The organism is Limnohabitans sp. (assembly GCF_034680285.1).
Classification (GTDB): domain Bacteria; phylum Pseudomonadota; class Gammaproteobacteria; order Burkholderiales; family Burkholderiaceae_C; genus Limnohabitans_A.
In genome coordinates this window covers 55,374-74,364 of record NZ_JAXITC010000014.1, presented here as the reverse complement: position 1 = coordinate 74,364, position 18,991 = coordinate 55,374, and the positions used below count along the sequence as shown (strand labels likewise).

At 61.2% G+C, this 18,991-nt stretch carries 17 protein-coding genes; 7 read left to right on the top strand and 10 right to left on the bottom strand.

Translation table 11 applies throughout. The features are described from left to right. Positions 1–21: 21 nt before the first annotated feature. On the bottom strand, positions 22–1,557 hold the full coding sequence (locus SWE17_RS12280) for an ABC transporter substrate-binding protein (protein ID WP_322993377.1): 1,536 nt from the start codon (positions 1,555–1,557) through the stop codon (positions 22–24). A 149-nt stretch (positions 1,558–1,706) separates the two neighbouring features. Here SWE17_RS12280 and SWE17_RS12275 point away from each other — a divergent pair, with 149 nt between their 5' ends. Continuing rightward, complete coding sequence (locus SWE17_RS12275) at positions 1,707–2,093, top strand: RidA family protein (protein WP_322993376.1); 387 nt, start codon at positions 1,707–1,709, stop codon at positions 2,091–2,093. A gap of 98 nt (positions 2,094–2,191) precedes the next feature. Here the strand turns inward: SWE17_RS12275 and SWE17_RS12270 are convergent, their stop codons facing one another. From SWE17_RS12270 to SWE17_RS12255, 4 genes are read right to left on the bottom strand one after another with little or no spacing between them, the layout of a single operon-like run. Then, positions 2,192–3,325 (bottom strand): BMP family ABC transporter substrate-binding protein, encoded by a 1,134-nt coding sequence (locus tag SWE17_RS12270; protein ID WP_322993375.1) that lies wholly within the window; start codon positions 3,323–3,325, stop codon positions 2,192–2,194. Between the two features lie 44 nt (positions 3,326–3,369). Next, a complete protein-coding gene (locus SWE17_RS12265; protein WP_322993374.1) occupies positions 3,370–4,290 on the bottom strand; it encodes an ABC transporter permease in 921 nt (306 codons plus the stop codon). Beyond that, positions 4,290–5,363, bottom strand: a complete 1,074-nt coding sequence (locus SWE17_RS12260; RefSeq protein WP_322993373.1) for an ABC transporter permease — start codon at positions 5,361–5,363, stop codon at positions 4,290–4,292. Before SWE17_RS12260 ends, SWE17_RS12265 begins: the two co-directional genes overlap by 1 nt. Further along, the gene (locus SWE17_RS12255; protein ID WP_322993372.1) at positions 5,350–6,903 is read right to left on the bottom strand and encodes an ABC transporter ATP-binding protein; all 1,554 of its coding nucleotides are present in this window, start codon (positions 6,901–6,903) and stop codon (positions 5,350–5,352) included. The genes SWE17_RS12260 and SWE17_RS12255 overlap by 14 nt, the downstream gene beginning before the upstream one ends. A gap of 159 nt (positions 6,904–7,062) precedes the next feature. Between SWE17_RS12255 and guaD the strand changes: the two genes are divergently transcribed. Together guaD and SWE17_RS12245 are read left to right on the top strand one after the other, a co-directional pair. Next, entirely contained in the window at positions 7,063–8,400 is a 1,338-nt protein-coding gene (gene guaD, locus SWE17_RS12250; protein WP_322993371.1) for a guanine deaminase, read from the top strand. Continuing rightward, positions 8,397–8,633, top strand: coding sequence for an oxidoreductase-like domain-containing protein (locus tag SWE17_RS12245; protein ID WP_322993370.1), 237 nt, complete (start codon positions 8,397–8,399; stop codon positions 8,631–8,633). Before guaD ends, SWE17_RS12245 begins: the two co-directional genes overlap by 4 nt. 14 nt (positions 8,634–8,647) lie before the next feature. Here SWE17_RS12245 and SWE17_RS12240 read toward each other — a convergent pair whose 3' ends face one another. From SWE17_RS12240 to SWE17_RS12230, 3 genes are read right to left on the bottom strand one after another with little or no spacing between them, the layout of a single operon-like run. After that, a complete protein-coding gene (locus SWE17_RS12240) occupies positions 8,648–9,328 on the bottom strand; it encodes a DNA alkylation repair protein (protein ID WP_322993369.1) in 681 nt (226 codons plus the stop codon). Positions 9,329–9,352: 24 nt separating this feature from the next. Beyond that, the gene (locus tag SWE17_RS12235) at positions 9,353–9,679 is read right to left on the bottom strand and encodes a thioredoxin family protein (RefSeq protein ID WP_322993368.1); all 327 of its coding nucleotides are present in this window, start codon (positions 9,677–9,679) and stop codon (positions 9,353–9,355) included. Continuing rightward, positions 9,676–10,611, bottom strand: a complete 936-nt coding sequence (locus SWE17_RS12230; RefSeq protein WP_322993367.1) for a LysR family transcriptional regulator — start codon at positions 10,609–10,611, stop codon at positions 9,676–9,678. The genes SWE17_RS12235 and SWE17_RS12230 overlap by 4 nt, the downstream gene beginning before the upstream one ends. A 95-nt stretch (positions 10,612–10,706) precedes the next feature. Between SWE17_RS12230 and SWE17_RS12225 the strand changes: the two genes are divergently transcribed. The 3 genes from SWE17_RS12225 to SWE17_RS12215 are packed head-to-tail and all read left to right on the top strand — an operon-like array spanning position 10,707 to position 15,516. Then, positions 10,707–12,863, top strand: a complete 2,157-nt coding sequence (locus SWE17_RS12225; protein WP_322993366.1) for an indolepyruvate ferredoxin oxidoreductase subunit alpha — start codon at positions 10,707–10,709, stop codon at positions 12,861–12,863. A gap of 22 nt (positions 12,864–12,885) precedes the next feature. After that, on the top strand, positions 12,886–14,475 hold the full coding sequence (locus SWE17_RS12220; RefSeq protein WP_322993365.1) for an indolepyruvate oxidoreductase subunit beta family protein: 1,590 nt from the start codon (positions 12,886–12,888) through the stop codon (positions 14,473–14,475). 48 nt (positions 14,476–14,523) lie between these two features. After that, positions 14,524–15,516: a tripartite tricarboxylate transporter substrate binding protein gene (locus SWE17_RS12215; RefSeq protein WP_322993364.1), complete on the top strand. Its 993-nt coding sequence runs from the start codon at positions 14,524–14,526 to the stop codon at positions 15,514–15,516. Between the two features lie 6 nt (positions 15,517–15,522). On the opposite strand, the gene SWE17_RS12210 is transcribed toward SWE17_RS12215, so the two are convergent. After that, positions 15,523–16,149 carry a Crp/Fnr family transcriptional regulator gene (locus tag SWE17_RS12210; protein WP_322993363.1) on the bottom strand — a complete coding sequence of 209 codons (627 nt, stop codon included), beginning with the start codon at positions 16,147–16,149 and terminating at the stop codon, positions 15,523–15,525. Positions 16,150–16,211: 62 nt separating this feature from the next. After that, positions 16,212–17,549: a glycerate kinase gene (locus SWE17_RS12205; protein WP_322993407.1), complete on the bottom strand. Its 1,338-nt coding sequence runs from the start codon at positions 17,547–17,549 to the stop codon at positions 16,212–16,214. 37 nt (positions 17,550–17,586) lie between these two features. Between SWE17_RS12205 and SWE17_RS12200 the strand changes: the two genes are divergently transcribed. After that, a complete protein-coding gene (locus SWE17_RS12200) occupies positions 17,587–18,990 on the top strand; it encodes an 8-oxoguanine deaminase (RefSeq protein WP_322993362.1) in 1,404 nt (467 codons plus the stop codon). The last annotated feature ends 1 nt before the right edge of the window (position 18,991 follow it).

Here is an 18,991-nt window from a genome sequence, read left to right as displayed (position 1 = left end):
ACATCGATCAGTTCCTGCGGTTTATTTGGCCAAGCCGGTATTCCAGAAGAATGGCCAAGTTGAGGGGGTGTAGCCCTCCAGCTTGCTTGAACGCGCAGACAAACTGCTGAACTTGCCCACATTGATGTAGGGAACTTCGGTGTAAACCACTTGCTGCACAGGACCCCACAGCTGGGCTCGCTTGGCTGGGTCGGTCTGGCGATTGAAGTCACCCAAAGCTTTGGCCTTGGCAGGTGAGCTCCACCAGCCCGGTGCGCCTTCACCCAACTGCGGCGGGGACAGCATAGGCTCGGGGAACTGGCCCGAATGGGTCATGTAGATGTCCCACACCTTTGAATCACCACGGCGCTGTATCAAAGTGGCCCAGTCCACAACTTGCATCTCAGGCTTGAATCCGGCGGCGCGCAATTGCTCTGCCATCACTTGCATCATGGTGTGATGGAACTCAAAGTTTCGGCTGGTCAGCAAACGGACAGTCTCGCCCTTGTAGCCTGCTTTCTCAGCCATGTCTTTGGCGCGCTTGGCGTCTTGCTTGTTGTATTGGTCCGTACCAGCGGTCGAGTAAAACGGCGTGCCCTGTGGGAAGTGGTTACCTTCTGCTGTGAAGAACCGCTTATCACCATAAGCCGCCGTCAGCATTTCAGCTTCTCCGATGGCGATTTGGATGGCCTGTCGGATACCCTGGTTGGCCATGACACCCTCTTTGGTGTTGAGCACCAGGTATGGAAAACCGTAGGAGGGCGTGAGAATGGGCACCACACCTGCGCCGCCTTTTTCAACGCGCGACAAGGCTTCTGACGGCAACTGGTCGGCAAATTGAAACTGCCCGGACAATGCGCCTTCGACCCGCGTGTTGGCATTGGGCACAGGGACAAAACGCAACTCGTCAAGCAAAGCCTCGCGCTTACCTCCGTAGCCATTGGCCGGTTCGTTGCGCGCGCTGTAGGCGTCAAAGCGCGACAAAATCACGAACTGGTCTGCGCGACGCTCTTTGAAGCGGTAAGGACCGGTCCCGACAAAAGACGCCAGTGGCGTGGCGATGCTCTCCTTGGCCATGATCACCGCCATGCCCGATGGCAAGGCCAACTGGGCCAGCAAGGATGCGCTGGGTGCGCTGAATTTCCACTCAATAGCGTGGCTGCCTTTGGCCTCAAGACTCACCGTGTCTTTGGCCACCGACTTGCCTCGCGGGGCCATGTCCATCCAGCGCTTGAGTGAAGCCACCACATCCTGGGCATCCAGATCACGGCCGCTGTGCAACTTCACGCCCTTGCGGATGTTGATGGAATAGGTCAAACCATCTGCCGAGACCTTGGGCATGCCGTCGGCCAGCATGGGGGTAGCGTTCCATTTGCTGTCAAAGGTGTAGAGCGTTTCATACACATGCTGCATGATCGTGCCGACCAAGTCCGCAGTGGAGGCCATTGGATCCAAACTTTGCGGCTCTCCGATCATGGCCAGATTCGCTGCCCCCCCTTTGGGCGGCGCAGCGAATGACACCAAAGGCAGAGCAGCCAAAAGCAGAGTCAGCAAATGTCGACGAGGCAAACGCAGCATGAGAGTCTCCTAAAGAGGTGAGGGTTGATGTAAATTTTTTACATTTTTGACTCTAAATCAATTCTCTCAGAAGTTAAAACAGGGTTTTCCTGTAAAAAAATGTTGAATAATGTCTTTTCTTTTTCCAGAAAACCGCTAAGGAGACCCCTATGACAGTCGAAATGCTTGGTACATCGCCCATCGCTTCAGATCGTTTGGCGCGACCTATTTCTCCTGCCACTCGTGCTGGTGATTTTGTTTTTGTGTCTGGACAGGTTCCGACCAACGACCAAGGCGAAGTCGTATCCGGTGGCATCGAGGCTCAAACACGTCAGGTCTTTGTGCGCCTGCAGCAAGCGTTGGCCTTGGCGGGATGCACCTTGAACGATGTTTGCAAAGTCAGCGTTTGGCTTGACGATGCGCGTGACTTTGGAAGTTTCAACCGTGTTTATATGGAGTGCTTTGGCGAACACCGCCCAGCCCGCTCAACGGTAGAGTCTCGTCTGATGATCGATGCCAAAGTCGAAATCGACGTCACGGCCTACAAACCACGTTGAACCGGTCCGGCAACAAAAAAGGCTGCAAAGACATGGTCCTTGCAGCCTCTTGCAGGAAAGCCAATGCACTCAGCAGTGACTCCTCCTGACCAGATCCATCACTTGCCTGGAATCTTGCCTTCCACGCCCTTGACGTAGAACATCACGCCACCCAAGAACTTGTCGTCAGCGACAGCGTCTTTGGCCAGCACTTCTTTACCGGCTTGGTCGACGATCGGGCCTTTCCAGATGGAGAAGGTGCCGGCTTTCAAACCTGCTTTGATTTCGTCGATTTTCTTCTTGGTGTCTTCTGGCACGTCAGCGGCCACGTTGACCATGTCAATCGCGCCTTCTTTCACGCCCCACCAGCTTTGGCCAGTGCTCCACTTGCCTTCCAGGGCTTCACCCACGGCCTTGACGTAGTAAGGGCCCCAGTTGATCACAGCCGAACCCAGGTGAGCCTTCGGGCCATAAGCGGTCATGTCGGAATCCCAACCAAAAGCACGCTTGCCCAATTTTTCAGCGGTTTGCAACACGGCCGACGAGTCGGTGTTTTGCATCAGTACGTCCGCACCGCCATTGATCAGCGATGTCGCGGCTTCGGTTTCTTTCGGTGGGTTGAACCACTCGTTGACCCACACCACTTTGGTCTTGACCTTGGGGTTCACCGACTGAGCACCCATGGTGAAGCTGTTGATGTTGCGCACCACTTCAGGAATGGCGATCGAAGCCACCACACCCAATGTGTTGGTCTTGGTCATCTTGCCCGCGATCACGCCAGCCATGTAAGCGCCTTCGTAGGTGCGGCTGTCGTAAGTGCGCATGTTGTCAGCGGTTTTGTAGCCGGTGGCGTGCTCAAACTTCACATCTTTGCTGTCGGCGGCCACTTTGAGCATGGGCTCCATGTAACCGAAGGTGGTGCCAAAGATCAGCTTGTTGCCTTGGCCCACCATGTCGCGAATCACGCGCTCGGCGTCAGCGCTTTCTGGCACTTTCTCGACAAAACTGGTCACGACTTTGTCACCAAAGGCTTTTTCGACTTCTTTGCGGCCGTTGTCGTGCGCAAAGGTCCAGCCGCCGTCGCCCACAGGGCCGACATAGGCAAACGCGATCTTCAGGGGCTCGGCCTTGGCCGCAGCAGGGGCTTCAGCCTTGGGGGCTTCTTCTTTTTTGCCACAGCCGACCAGTGCAGCGGCGGCCACAGCGGTCAGGGCCACCATCTTGACGATGGAGCGCTTGGAGATGTCTGTCATGTCAGGTCCTTTAGAACAGGGTTACAGGGGTTGGAAAAACAAGATTATGAACCGGGATAAAACGGTTTACCCAGCGAGGCGGGCATGTTCACGCGAATCCAGGTCGGATTGCGCGAGATCAACGCCAAGACCACGATGGTGGCGATGTAGGGCAAAGCGGTCAACATTTGGCTTGGGACTTCTACGCCCATGCCCTGCAAGTGGAACTGCAACATGGTCACGCCGCCAAACAAATAAGCACCGAGCAAAACCCGTGCCGGCCGCCAAGTGGCAAATGTGGTCAGCGCCAGCGCAATCCAGCCCTTGCCTGCCACCATGCCCTCGACCCACAAAGGGGTGTAGCTCACCGAAATGTAAGCCCCGGCCAGGCCGCACAAAGCGCCCCCAGCCACCACCGCCGCCAATCGGATGCGTCGAACCGGGTAGCCCAAAGCATGGGCTGAGGCGGGCGATTCGCCCACCGCCCTTAGCACCAAACCGGTGCGACTTTTGTACAAGAACCAAATCAGGGCCACAACCAGGGCCATGGCCCCATAAACGAGCGGGTGTTGCTTAAAGAGCGCAGGCCCCAACAAAGGAATGTCCGCCAAACCCGCAATGGCGTAACTGGGTCGCTCTGGCAATTTTTCCTGGACATAGCCAATGCCCACAAAGGCGGAGAAGCCCACACCAAACAAGCTCAGCGCCAGTCCTGTGGCGTACTGGTTGGTGCCCAGCCAGATCACCAGCACCCCAAAAATGGCCGCCAACACGGCGCCTGCGCCCATGCCCGCCGCAAAGCCCAGCCAGTCGTTGCCGGTGTGCACCACACAGGCAAAGCCAGCAATTGCGGCGCACAGCATCATGCCTTCGGCCCCGAGGTTGACCACCCCGGCTTTTTCATTGATCAGCAAACCCAAAGCGGCCAGCGCCAGCACAGTGCCCGCGTTCAAAGTCGCGGCTATCAGCAAAGCATAAGACTCCATCACAGGCCCCCTTTCTTGGTGGCCACCCAGCGCAAACGGTAGGCCACCAGCGTGTCACACGCCAGCAAACAAAACAGCAGCAAACCCTGGAACACGCCGGTGATCGACTTGGGCAGCCCCAAACGCGACTGGGCCAGTTCACCGCCGATGTAAAACATGCTCATCAAGACTGCCGACAGCACCATGCCCGCCGGGTGCAAGCGCCCGACAAAGGCCACGATGATGGCGGCAAAGCCGTAGCCCGCAGGCACATAGGGCGTCAGCTGCCCAATGGGGCCGGCCACCTCCAAAGCACCCGCCAAACCCGCGGCGCCGCCCGAAGTGAGCAAAGCCACCCAAAGGGCTTTGCGCGAGGAAAAGCCTGCATAACGCGCAGCAGCTGGCGCCAAGCCTCCCACCTGCTGGGCAAAGCCTGCCCTCGTGCGGAACAAAAACACCCACAACAAGCCCGCCCCCACCAAGGCCAACAGCAAGCCCACACTCACGCGCGAACCGCTCATCAAACGGGGGATTTGCGTGACCGCCTCAAAGGTTTTGGACTGCGGAAAATTGAAACCCGCCGGGTCTTTCCAGGGGCCATAGACCAGGTAGCTCAGCACCATGTCGGCCACATAGACCAGCATCAGGCTGACCAAAATTTCACTGGCGTTGAAGCGGTCGCGCAGCAGCGCCGTGATACCCGCCCACAACATGCCGCCCAGCACACCCGCCAGAAGCACAGCCAGAACGATCCATCGGCCCGTGTCTTTGCCCGCCATCAGCGCCACGCCTGCGGCGCACACCGCGCCAATGACAAACTGGCCCTCCGCTCCGATGTTCCAAACGTTGGACCTGAAGCAGACCGACAAACCCAAAGCGATCACCAACAGCGGCGTGGCTTTCACCATCAACTCGCCCAGCGCATAGCCCGACTTGACGGGCTCCCAAAAGAACATTTGCAAACCGCGGACCGGGTCTTTACCGAGCGCCATGAACAGCACCACACCCAAAAAGACCGTGAGCACCAGCGCCAGCAGGGGCGAGGCATAAGTCCACAGGTGCGAGGCCTGAGGACGGGGTTCAAGCCGCAGCATGTTGTGCCTCCTTTGACTTATCCGTCTTGGAGACAGGCCACAAACCACTCATCCACTCGCCAACCAGTGCCACGGTGGCTTCATTTCGCGCCACAGAAGGCGACAAGCGCCCCTTCGCGATCACATGCAATCGGTCAGACAGCTCGAACAATTCTTCCAACTCCTCACTCACCACCAACACCGCACAACCGGCGTCGCGCAGCGCCAAAATTTCAGCGCGAATCTGCGCCGCGGCGCCCACGTCGACACCCCAGGTGGGTTGAGAGACGATGAGCAGCTTGGGGGCAGCGCTGATCTCACGCCCGACGATGAATTTTTGCAAATTGCCACCCGAGAGCGACTGCGCGGCAGCATCCGGCCCAGAGGCTTTGACCTTGAAGCGATCAATGACGCTGCGGGCTTGCTCGGCCAACGCGCCCATGCACAACCAGCCGCCCGCGCCCACGGCTTCGCTGCGGGTGAGCAACAGGTTTTGCGACAGGCTGAGCGATGGCACGGCGCCACGGCCCAAGCGCTCTTCGGGCACAAATTGAAGGCCCAACTGCCTGCGCGGCACGGGCCCCAATTCAGCCACCGCTTGACCGGCCAAGCTCACACTGGCCGCGCCGCATTGCAGGCCCGCCCGGATGTCTTCACCCGACAGCGCCCACATCAACTCTTTCTGGCCATTGCCCGAAACCCCTGCCAGGCCCACTACCTCGCCTGCACGCACTTGCAAATGGATACCCTCCAGATCCACGCCAAACGGATCTTGGCGCGTCAGGCTCAAGCCTTGGACCGACAAAACCACCTCGCCCGGCGCACGCGGCACATGCTGCAAAACCATCGGCTCTGCCCCAATCATCAGGCGGCTCAAGCTGGCATTGGTTTCCTCTCGCGGATCGCAGACGCCCGTGAGTTTGCCGCCACGCAGCACGGTGCAAGCGCTGCAAAGCGCACGTATTTCGTGCAGCTTGTGCGAGATGTACAAAATGCTCACGCCTTGGCTGACCAATTTGTGCAGCACCACAAACAACTTCTCGACCGCCTGCGGTGTCAACACCGAAGTCGGCTCGTCCAAAATCAAGAGCTTGGGCTCGGTCAAGAGCGCTCGGATGATCTCGACCCGCTGCATCTCGCCCACGCTCAAGGTGTGCACCGGGCGCTCGGGCTCCAGGTCCAAGCCGTATTCGCTGGCCTTGGCCACGATGCGCTCGGTCACTTCGGCCAGGCTCAGCGACTTGTCCAAGCCCAGCCACACGTTTTCGGCCACGGTGAGCGTGTCAAACAGGCTGAAGTGCTGGAACACCATGCTGATGCCGAGCTTGCGCGCTTCCTGCGGGTTGCGGATGTTGACCGGCTGGCCATTGAAGAGGACTTGGCCCTCATCGGGTTTGACCGAGCCGTAGATGATTTTCATCAAGGTGGACTTGCCCGCGCCGTTTTCACCCAGCACGGCATGGGCCTGCCCGGGCATCACGGTGAGGGACACGTCTTGGTTGGCCACCACGCCCGGATAGCGCTTGGTGATGCCTTGCAATGACAAGAGGGGTGTGGTCATGTCGGGTGCGATGGAAGATCGAGATAAGTCTCTTGCAAAGTCCGAGGCTAAAGTGTTGACCCGGCGGCCCTTGCAAGCCAAGAGATTGCCGCACAATGTACCACTGCCAACACCCCCTTTTCCCGGGTGTTTATCCCCGTATTCACCCCCGACTGCTTTATGCGCCAAGCCCCCCAACTGACAGAACGCCAAGCTTGGCGAGCCAGCCTGCTGTGGTTCCCAGAACCGTCCAAGCCGAACGCCCGCCACGAAAGCGACGGCTTGCTGGTGACCGCCCGCGAAGCCGACGGCATCGTGCGCATTCAGGCCATCGGCCCCTACCGAGAACTGGCCCCGCATTACCCCGACCTGCCCGTCACCCACTGGCCCGGCCTGTGCCTCGCGCCCGGCTTTGTGGATCTGCACATCCACTACCCACAAACCGACGTGATCGGCTCGCCCGCCGAAGGCCTGTTGCCTTGGCTGGAGCACTACACCTTTCCGCACGAAAAACAGTTTGCCGACCCCGCCTATGCCCACGAAGTCAGCGCGTTTTTTCTGGACGAGCTGATGCGCCACGGCGTGACCACGGCCCTGTGTTTTGCCACGGCCCACCCCGAGTCGGTCGACGCCTTCATGGCCGAGTCGCAAAAACGCCACCTGCGCATGATCACCGGCAAGGTGCTGCAAGACCGCCACAGCCCCGACGGCCTGCGCGACACCGACACGCCTTTGAGCCTGCGCCAGACCGAAGAGCTGATCCGCCGCTGGCACGGTGTGGACCGGCTGGGTTACGCCATCACGCCGCGCTTTGCGCCCACCAGTACCCGCGAGCAACTGCATGGTGCGGGCGAGATCGCGCAGCAGTTTCCGGATGTGTGGATCCAGTCACATGTGGCCGAGAACGTGGACGAGATCCGCTGGGTGAAAGAACTGTTCCCCGAAGCACGCAGCTATCTGGACGTGTACGACCGCGCAGGCCTTTTGCGCCAACGCTCGGTATACGCGCATTGCATTTACTTGGACGAAGCCGACCGCCGCCGCATGACCGAAGTGGGCGCAAGCGCCGCCGTCAGCCCCACCAGCAACTTGTTTCTGGGCAGTGGCTTCTTCGACTACCCTGCTTCCGACGCGGCTGGTTTGCGCTACGGCCTGGCCAGCGATGTGGGTGGCGGCACCAGCTTCAGCCCCTTTCACACCATGCACGCAGCCTACACCGTGGCGCGGCAAAGCACAGGCCGTCCCGGCGTCAGCCTCGCCCCCGAACACCTGTGGTGGCAACACACAGCGGGGGCTGCGGCTGCGTTGGACCTGAACGGCCAAGTGGGCAACCTGCTGCCCGGCTGCGAAGCCGATTTTGTGGTGCTCAAACCCCAAGCCACCCCCCTGCTGGCAAGGCGCACCGCACAAACCGAAACCTTGGCCGAATGGCTGTTTGCCATGATCGTGCTGGGCGATGAACGGCTGATTGCGCACACCGTCATTCAAGGGCAGCAAGTGGCCGACAATCGGGTATGACTGGCGAAAACGAACACCCCATCATCGACCCCAACGCAGCTCAGCGAGCAGCTGTGCGGCGCGGGATTGCGCAATTTCAAGAGCGCCTTCAGGCCGCAGGTCACGACTTCAGAGAGCCTCCGCCCGAACCGACCTCTTGTTGCGGCCGCGGCTGCAACGGTTGCGTGTGGGAAAGCTACGACGATGCGCTGATGTATTGGTACGAGGATGCGGGCGCATTGCTGGCTGGTTAAAGCCAAGAGCCAGCTCAACCCAAATGCTTACCCGCTTCGCGGCGCGTCAGTCCAGACAGCTGGCTGGCATGCTCAATTAAAAAGGTCCGAACGGCCTCTGGCTTCGTTCGTGCATGGTCCCGCAAGGCCCAACCAATGGCTTTACGAATGAAAAAGTCCGTCTCGTGCGCCAGAGTCAGCGCGTAGCGGAACAAACGCGCCTGATCGGTCTGACCACGCCAGCCCAGTTGGTGCAACATGGCCACACGGCGCACCCACAGATGGGGGTGAGTCAGGCAAACATCCATGTGCTCTTGCACACTGGGCTGGCTGGCTTTGGCGCGCAGCACGATGTCGCCCACCACCCCGGCCAGACCATCGACCGTGTCCCACCAAGGGTCGGTTTGCACCAGCAGCAAGATGCGCGGCAAGGCCTTCACATCCAGCCGCTTGTGGTGTTTGGCCAACCAATCAATGGCGGCATACCGGAATTCGCGCTCGGGCAGTTGCCACAGGGCATGGGCCAGCGCCAGCAGTTCATCGGCCGTACCCGCGAACTTAGGAAGCGTCTGGAGTGCCTCTTTCATGGCATCACGCCTTGGGCCTGCTCGGATGCCCAGAAACTCGAACTGATCGAGCATATAGGCCTTCATGGGCACGGCCTGCTGTGCATTGGCTTGCGCACGCAGGGCCGCTTCGATGGGCGGCAAGGACATGGCAACAAAGCTTGGGGTCATGGCTCAGGTCTTGGACATCGCGGTTTCAATGTCCAGTGCGCTCGAAGGGCGAACCAAGCGCGCGACTTCTTGCCCATCCCGCAACCATACCAAGGTCGGCCACAGCTTGACACGGAAGTTCCGGCCCAAAGGACGACCCGGACCGTCTTCAATTTTGAGATGCTGCCAATCTGTGGAGCTTGCCAAAGCTTGCGCGATCAGCGCCTGGGCAGCACGGCAATGACCGCACCATTCGGTGCCAAATTCCAGCAAGGTCAGGCCGTGGAAGGCCTGCACTTCGGACAGGCTGGGCGCTTCGATGGCGCTCAAGTAAGGTTTGAATGTGCTCATGAATTCAACGGGGTTTGACAAAACAAATGGGACACGGTGGACCGTAGCCACTGCAGACAAGGGTCTTTGTCAAAGCGGGCGCTCCAGTGCATGGACACGGTGAAGTCGCGCAGCGGCAATTCGGGCTCAATCAGGGCCAGTGCGCCTGCCTCGGCAAAGCCTTGCGCAAAATTTCGTGGCATCAAGACCGCCAAATCGCTGCTGCGCACGATGCCAGGTAAGGACAAAAAGTGGCTCACCGTGAGGCGCAGGCGGTGCTGCCAATGCATCAACTCCAAAATGCGCAGCGTGTCCGAATGGGTACGCACGGCGGCGAATTCCAGCTCGGCCAGCCACTCTTGTGTGTCGTCAGGTCCAGCGCGCTCTTTTTGCAACTGCATCCAACGCTTTGCAACCGGATGCCCCTGGCGCATCAGCACCACATAGCGGTCGCTCAGCAAGGGCTGTTGCAAGGTGTCGCTCACCTCGGGCAAAAAACCAATCGCCAGATCAAGCTGGCCGCTGTCGAGCGCCTGGGCAATTTTGTCGTGTGGCAAGGGCATGGTCTCCAAACGGATGCCGGGCGCTTGGCGCTGCAAGTCGAGCACCAGCTCGGGCAAAAAACGCGCCTCGCCAATGTCACTCAAGTGAACGCGCAACACGCGGCTGGAGCGCTGTGGGTCAAACACCTGCGAGACATTGAGTGCATCCTCGATCGTGCCCAGCGCCAACTGCACCGCCTGCGCCAGCCGGTCGGCGCGGGGTGTGGGACGCACGCCCGCTCCACTGCGTTCAAACAAGGCGTCGCCCAGCACCGCACGCAAACGCGCCAGGCCCTGGCTGGCAGCCGGTTGCGACATGCCCAGTTGCTGAGCGGCCAAGCTCACGCTGCGTGTGCGCCATACCGCGTCAAACAACCGCAGCAAATTCAGGTCCAGGTCTTTGATATTCATTTAGCGCATACCGTTTATTCATAATATTTTATGCACTTATACGTAAGATGGTCTTTGGTAGCCCTTTGCGGGCGCTACAACGCAAGGAGTGTGCTTTGGAAGTTTCATTTCACGAAGAAATCAAGGCCCTGCGCATGGGCGCGGGTGAGGTCTTTCATGGCGAAGGCATTTTGGCCATCACCAAGGGCCTGCTGCAGTCGGGCGTGAGTTATGTGGGCGGCTACCAAGGCGCCCCGGTCTCGCACCTGCTTGATGTGATGGTACAGGCCAAGCCCTACATGGACGAACTGGGCGTGCATGTGGAGGCGTGTTCCAACGAAGCCTCGGCCGCGGCCATGCTGGGCGCGTCCATCCACTACCCGATTCGCGGTGCGGTGACCTGGAAGTCGATTGTGGGCACCAACGTGGCGGCCGATGCGTTGTCCAATTTATCCTCGCCCGGCGTGACCGGGGGCGTGCTGATCGTGGTGGGTGAAGACTACGGCGAAGGCGCGAGCGTCATCCAAGAGCGCACCCACGCTTATGCGCTCAAGTCGGGCATGTGCCTGCTCGACCCTCGACCCGAATTGGGCCAAATGGTCAACATGGTGGAGCACGGTTTTCGGTTGTCCGAAGCGTCCAACATGCCGGTGATGATGGAGCTGCGCATCCGTGCTTGCCATGTGCGCGGCCAGTTTGTGGCCAAGGGCAACCAAGCGCCCAAGTTGTCCAAAAAACACCTGATCGACGAACCCGCAGGCTTCAACTACATGAAGCTGGCGCACCCGCCTGTGACCTTTGCGCAAGAAAAACGCAAAGTCGAGCACCGCTTGCCCGCCGCACGCCAGTACATTGCCGAACAAGGCTTGAACGAGTACTTTGAAGGCACCCAACACCGCCACCTCGGCCTCATCGTGCAGGGCGGCCTCTACAACACACTGATTCGCGCCCTGCAGCAGTTCGACTTGGCCGATGCCTTTGGCGTGACCAGCCTGTCGGTGCTGGTGCTGAACGTGACCTACCCGCTGGTGCCTGACGAACTGGTGAATTTCTGCAAAGACAAATCGGCGGTGCTGCTGCTCGAAGAAGGCCAGCCCGAATACATCGAGCAAGAACTCGCGCTGATGCTGCGCCGCCTCGATCTGCAAACCCCGCTGCACGGCAAAGACATGCTGCCCTCGGGCGGCGAATACACCGCCGAAGTGATGGCCCAGGGCCTGCTGAAATTCATGGACCGCCACCAAAGTGATGCCGTGCCCGAGGCCACGCGGCAATGGCTGGCCACCAACGGCGAGCGCCGCCAGCAAGTGCAAACCCTGTTGGGCAGCCCGCTGCCCGCACGGCCACCCAGCATGTGCATTGGCTGCCCCGAGCGGCCCGTGTTCTCGGCCCTCAAGTTGGCCCAGCAAGATGTCGGCCCAGTGCACATTTCAGGCGACATCGGCTGCCATGCCCTGGCCACTTTCGAGCCGTTCTCAGTGGGTCACTCCATCTTGGGTTACGGCATGAGTTTGGCCAGCCGGGCGGGCGTGTCGCCGGTCATGAAACGCCGTGTTTTGTCGGTCATGGGCGATGGCGGCTTTTGGCACAACGGCTTGCTGACGGGCGTACAAAGTGCGCTGTTCAACGGCGACGACGCGGTGCTGCTGATCTTCAAGAACGGCTACACCTCGGCCACCGGCACGCAAGACATCATCAACACGCCCACCGACATCGCCAAAGAACTGGCGGGCGACAAACGCCAGAGCATGGTGCACACCAACCAGACCATCGAGTCCACCCTCAAAGGCCTGGGCGTGCAGTGGCTGCGCACGGTGCACACCTACGAAGTGAGCCACATGCAAGCCACGCTGACCGAGGCCTTCACCACCGAGTTCCAGGGCCTGAAAGTGATCGTGGCCGAAGGCGAATGCCAGCTGGAGCGCCAGCGCCGCATCAAGCCCTGGCTGGCCTCGCTGCTGTCCAAAGGCGAGCGGGTGGAACGCGTGAAATACGGTGTAGACGAAGACGTGTGCAACGGTGACCACGCCTGCATCCGCCTCTCGGGCTGCCCCACCCTCACGCTCAAAGACAACCCCGACCCGCTGAAAGTCGACCCAGTGGCCACCGTGATCGACGGCTGTGTGGGCTGTGGCCTTTGTGGCGAAAACGCGCACGCGGCCACACTGTGCCCATCGTTCTACCGCGCCGAAGTGGTGCAAAACCCCAAGTGGCACGAACGCCTGTGGGCCCGCTGGCAAGGCCTGGCCACACGCTGGTTGCAACCGGCTTGAACGCCCATTTGAGGAACACACCATGACCCAACCGATTTCAATCTTGCTGTGCGCCCTGGGCGGCGAAGGCGGCGGCGTGCTGGCCGACTGGCTGGTCGACGTGGCCCGCCACGCAGGCCACCCGGCGCAAGCCACCTCCATTCCCGGCGTGGCGCAGCGCACCGGGGCCACCACCTATTACCTCGAGGTCTACCCCCTGCCCCACAGCCAACTGCAAGGCCGATTGCCGGTGCTGGGCCTGAACCCGCTGCCGGGTAGGCTTGATGCACTCGTCTCATCCGAGCTGCTGGAGACCGCACGCCAAATTGGCAACGGACTGGCTTCAAGCGACCGCACGCTGGTGATCAGCGCCTCGTCGCGGGCGCTGACCACCGCCGAGAAGATGACCATGGGTGATGGGCGTCGCCCTGAAGGCCCGCTGCTCGACGTGGTGGCTGCGCACAGCCAACGCCACCACGTGATGGACATGGCCAGCCTGTGCCAGCAAAGCGGCACCATGGTCAGCGCCGTCATGCTGGGTGCCATTGCGGGCAGTGGCTTGCTGCCTTTTTCGCGGACACATTACGAAGCCGTGTTGGCGGGCCCAAGCAGTTCGGCCAAAGCCAGCTTGCGCGGCTTTGCGCTGGCTTTTGACGTGGTGACGCGTCAGCGCGAACAAGCGCAGTATGTCGAGCATGTCATGAAACCTGCTTTGCCTGCGCCTTCTGCATCTGAATCTTCATCGGCTGCCCTGCCTGCAGATGTGGCCGCCAAGTTTCCCGCTGCGCTGCACCCCTTGATGGGCCTGGCGCACCAGCGCTTGGTGGAGTACCAAGGGCCCGCTTATGCCCGCCTGTATGTGCAGCGGCTCGAACGCTTGCTCAGTGCAGAAGCCAATTCACCCGAAGCCACCCGCCCCGTGACATTTGAAGCCACCCGCTGGCTGGCCCTGTGGATGGCCTTTGACGACATCATCCGCGTGGCCGACCTGAAAAGCCGCGCCAGCCGCTGGGACCGCGTGACGCAAGAAGTCAAAGCCAAAGAGGGCGACGTGCTCAAGGTGTACGACCACTTCAAACCCGGCGTGCCTGAGCTGGCCGCCCTGTTGCCGCAAGGCCTGGCCAACCGGCTGCTGCGCTGGGACCGCGTCCGCGTGGCCCGAGGCCTTGCGCCTTGGTCCATGCCGCTCAAGGTGGCGCGGCATGCACTGTGGGGCATGGCCAGCTTGCGCTTCTTGGCCAGCCTGCGCTTGCTGCGCCCCCTGGGCAGCCGCTATGCCACCGAGCAAACCTTGATCGAAGAATGGCTGGGCGGCATCGAGGCAGCCACACGCCAATCGCCCGCGCTGGGTCTGGAGTTGGCGCGTTGCGGGCAGCTCATCAAAGGCTACGGCAGCACCAACGAGCGCGGCAAGGACAACCTGCTGCACATCCTGCGCCATGTGTGTGGCCCAGCCTCCCAAGTGCCTGTCGCCGAGCAAGCTGAGACCGTAGCACGCATCCGCGACGCGGCTTTGCAAGACGAAGCTGGTCAAGCACTCGACCAAGCTTTGCTCCAACACGGCGCACCAGCCCGCCCGGTCAAGGAACAACCCGTGCTGTGGATGAAAAATCCGCGACTGCAAAAAAACTGACCTGCCCTCATCATCCCCATTGGCACCTTCCAACCCTAGGAGACAAACATGCAAAAAACCAAATTCTTCTCACGCCGTGTCATCGGCACCGCCCTGATCGCCATCGCGGCGGGCCCTGCCCTGTGCCTGAGCACCGCCGCGCAAAGCTGGCCCACCAAGCCGGTCAAGATCGTGGTGAACTTTCCGCCGGGTGGCGCAGCCGACCAGATTGCCCGCGCCATTGGCGTGCCCTTGGGCGAAGCGCTGGGCCAGCCTGTGGTGGTCGAAAACCGGGGCGGTGCCAACGGCAACCTCGGCGGTGAAATGGTCGCCAAATCTCCTGCCGACGGCTACACCCTGCTCATGAGCTCCGGCGGCATGGTGTCGGTCAACCCACACATCTACGCCCGCATGCCCTTTGACCCCGCCAAAGACCTGGTGCCCGTGGCATCGGCCGCACGGGTGCTGGTGTTTCTGGTGGCCAAACCCAACTTTCCGGCCAACAACATTCAGGAATTTTTAGCCCATGTGAAGGCCAACCCCGGTCGCTTGTCGTATGGCTCGGCAGGCAACGGCAGCTCGCCCCACCTGGCTGGCGAAATGATGAAAAGCCAAGCCGGTCTGTTTGCCGTGCATGTGCCCTACCGCGGTGCAGCGCCAGCACTGCAAGACGTGCTGGCCGGTCAATTGGACTTTTACTTTGATCCGGGCATTGGCCTGGGCCAAGTGCGGGCAGGCAAGCTCAAGCTGCTGGCCGTGGGCAGCATGAAGCGCTCGCCCCTGTTCCCGAATGTGCCCACACTCGACGAAGCAGGCCTGAAAGGGTTTGATGCCGATTCGGTGTTCGGCTTTTATGCACCTGCGGGCACGCCCGCCGATGTGGTCAACCGTGTCAACCGCGAGATCAACCGCATTTTGGGCACCCAAGCTTTGAAAGACCGCATCCAGAACCTGGGCGGTGAGGCCCTGCCCTTGACCCCCGCCGAGTTCGGTGCCCGTGCGGCGGACGATTCCAAACGCTTTGGCGCCATCATCCGCGAACGCAAGATCAGCGGGGATTGAAGCGGGTCAGACCCCGGCCAACTCGCGCAGCGCTTGTGGGTTGGGCAAGCCCAACACACGGCCGCTGCCGCTGATCAGTTGGCGCTCGCGCAAGTGGCGCAGCACACGAGAAAACGTTTCGGGTGCAATGCCCAATTGCGCAGCAATGGTGCGTTTTCGCTCGGTCAGCTTCACGGCCAAACTGCCCGACTGATCGGTGGTTTGGGCATGGCGCAGCAGCCATTCGGCGCAACGCGCATCGGCGTCTTTGGCCAAACGACTGACCGCCGTTTCAGTTTGTTGGCGTTGCGAACGGGCCATGTCCATGAGGAGGGTCTGGGAGGCCTCTGGCAAGGCTTTCACCTCGGCCACGAAGTCGCCCACGCCCACGTATTGCACATGCACTTCTGTCTCAGCCACCGCATCGACCGCGTGAGGCAGACCCAAAAGGCCCGAAGCGGCTTCGAGCCAGAACGGCCCCTCGACCACGCCCAGCTGATGGGCGATTTGGCCATCCACCATCACCCCCAGCAGCACACGCCCTTGCATGACGTGCACGATACAGTCCACCGCATCGCCTCGGTTGAGTAACACGGTGCCTGGCGCCACGGCGGCCACAGGCTCGGACAAAGGGGTCAAAGAGGTATCCAGCATGGTGGACCCGAATGTGCCAGACCCGGTGGCTGCCGGGTTTGACACAAATCAATAACGCCGCATCACAGTACCAAAATAGCCCGAAAGTCGTTCACATTGGTGTGCGTCGGTCCGGTGATGACCAGGTCACCCAGGGGGTCAAAGAAGCCATAGGCGTCGTTGCGCTGCAGGTGTTCGCTCACTTTTATCCCTTTGTCGGCAGCGCGGGTGAGCGTATCGGGGGCCACTTGTGCCCCGGCGTTGTCTTCGATGCCGTCGATGCCGTCGGTATCGGCCGCCAGCGCCCACACGCCTGGCTGGCCATGCAGGGCCTCTGCCAAACCCATGCAAAACTCGCCCGCCCGACCACCACGCCCGCGTGGCGTGCCTGCAGGCTGGGGCTTGATGGTCACCGTGGTTTCACCCCCGCTCAAGATCACGCAGGGCTTGGTAAAGGGCCCTAAGCCCTTGGCCGCAGCGCGGGCCAACGCGGCGTGCACCTTGCCCACCTCGCGCGATTCACCCTCCATTTCGTCGCTCAAGATGTAAGCGTTCAGTCCCTGAGCACGGGCAGCCGCCGCTGCGGCTTCGAGGGATTGCTGGGGCGTGGCGATCATGTGTACGCTGTGCCCCGCAAACACGGGCGAGCCGGGCTTGGGTGTTTCCCAAACACCCAACTGCAAAGCCTGCAGCACCGAGTCGGGCACCGTGATGGCATAGCGTTTGAGGATGGCCAGCGCATCGGCGCAGGTGCTGGCATCGGGCACGGTGGGGCCGCTGGCAATGATGGACGGGTCATCGCCCGGCACATCGCTGATGGTGAGCGTGACCACCCGCGCAGGGCTGCATGCCGCTGCCAAGCGCCCGCCTTTGATGCGCGAGAGGTGTTTGCGCAGGCAGTTCATTTCAGAAATATTGGCGCCGCTGTCCAGCAGCTGTCGGTTGATGTCTTGCTTGAGCTGCAAATCGATGCCGTCGGCAGGCAAGGTCAGCAGCGATGAACCGCCGCCAGAGATCAGGCACAGCACCAGGTCGTCGGCCGTCAGGCCTTTCGTCAATTCCAAAATGCGCTCGGCCGCTTCCAAACCCGCTGCATCGGGCACGGGGTGGGCGGCTTCGACCACCTCAATGCGCTCGGGCAAACCCGCTGGGCGGGGTGGTGTGTGGCCGTAGCGCGTGACCACCAGGCCCGACAACGGCGCATCTGCGGGCCACAAAGCCTCCACGGCTTGCGCCATGGCGCCCCCGGCTTTGCCAGCGCCAAGCACCAGGGTGCGGCCCTTGGAAGGATCTGGCGGTGTTGGCAAATGGGCTGCGGTGTTGTGCAGGGGCAAAGCGCGTTGCACGGCCACCTCGTAAAGCCCATTCAGAAAGGCTTGGGGGTCTTGCGGAGAATTTGGAGAAAGCTTGGCATCTTGCATGGGCAAATTGTGCCCCAAGGCAGGTAAAGTTCTGTCCATGACCACCCTCCTCATCCACCGCGCCCGCTGCATCGCCACGATGGACGATGCCAACACCGAACTGAATGACGCCTCGCTCTTGATCCGAGACGGCCGGATCGAACGCATCATCCCCGCGAATGAAAACGTCGACGAACTGCTCACGCAAGTCGACGAAGTGATCGACGCCCGCCGCCATGTGGTGGTGCCGGGCTTGATCAACACCCACCACCACATGTACCAGTCGCTCACGCGGGCGATTCCGTCGGTGCAAAACGCCGAGCTGTTCAGTTGGCTGAAGGGCCTGTACCCCATCTGGGTGGGTCTCACGCCCGAGATGGTGCGTGTGTCAGGCCAGGTGGCCATGGCCGAGCTGTTGTTGAGTGGTTGCACCACCAGCAGTGACCACCTCTACATTTACCCTAACGGCGTGCGGCTGGACGAAAGCATCGAAGCGGCGCACACCATGGGCATGCGCTTCACGGCCACACGCGGCAGCATGAGTGTGGGCGAGAGCCAAGGTGGTTTGCCACCCGACAGCGTGGTCGAAAAAGAACCCGCCATCTTGAAAGAAACCCAGCGCCTGATCGAGACCTGGCATGACGCGAGTTTTGGGTCCATGACGCATGTGGCCGTGGCCCCCTGCTCGCCCTTCAGCGTGAGCCAGGACTTGATGCGCGAATCGGCAAAATTAGCCCGCGCCCACGGCGTGCGTCTGCACACCCACCTGGCCGAAAACGACCACGACATTGCGTACACCAAAGAGATGTTCAATTGCACCCCCGCGCAATACGCCGAGGACTTGGGCTGGGTGGGCCACGATGTGTGGCACGCCCACGGCGTCAAACTCGACGACGAAGGCACCTACCTGTTCGCCAGAACCCGCACCGGCATTGCCCACTGCCCGTGCAGCAACATGCGCTTGGCCAGCGGTATCTTGCCGCTGCGCAAAATGCTCGACGCGGGTGTGCCCATTGGCCTGGGTGTGGACGGCAGCGCCAGCAACGATGCGGCGCATTTGCTGAACGAAGCCCGCCAGGCCATGCTGCTGGCGCGTGTGGATCGGGCCTTAGAACCGTTCGGTTGTGACCACGGCCCCGCCGACATGACCCCTCGCGACGCCCTGCGCCTGGCCACACGCGGTGGAGCTGAGGTGCTGGGCCGCGCCCACGAGCTGGGGCAGATCAAAGCAGGCTATTGCGCCGACATCGCGATGTTCCGCACCGATACGCTGAGCATGGCGGGCGGCGCGGTGCACGACCCGGTGGGGGCGCTCTTGCTGTGCGCCAGCGACAACGCCGACTACACCATCGTCAATGGCCGCGTGGTGGTGCGCCAAGGCCAGATCACCACCGTGGACATGGGGCCGCTGATCGAGCGGCACAACCAGCTGGCTTTGCAGCTGGCTTTGGGTGTGAACTGAG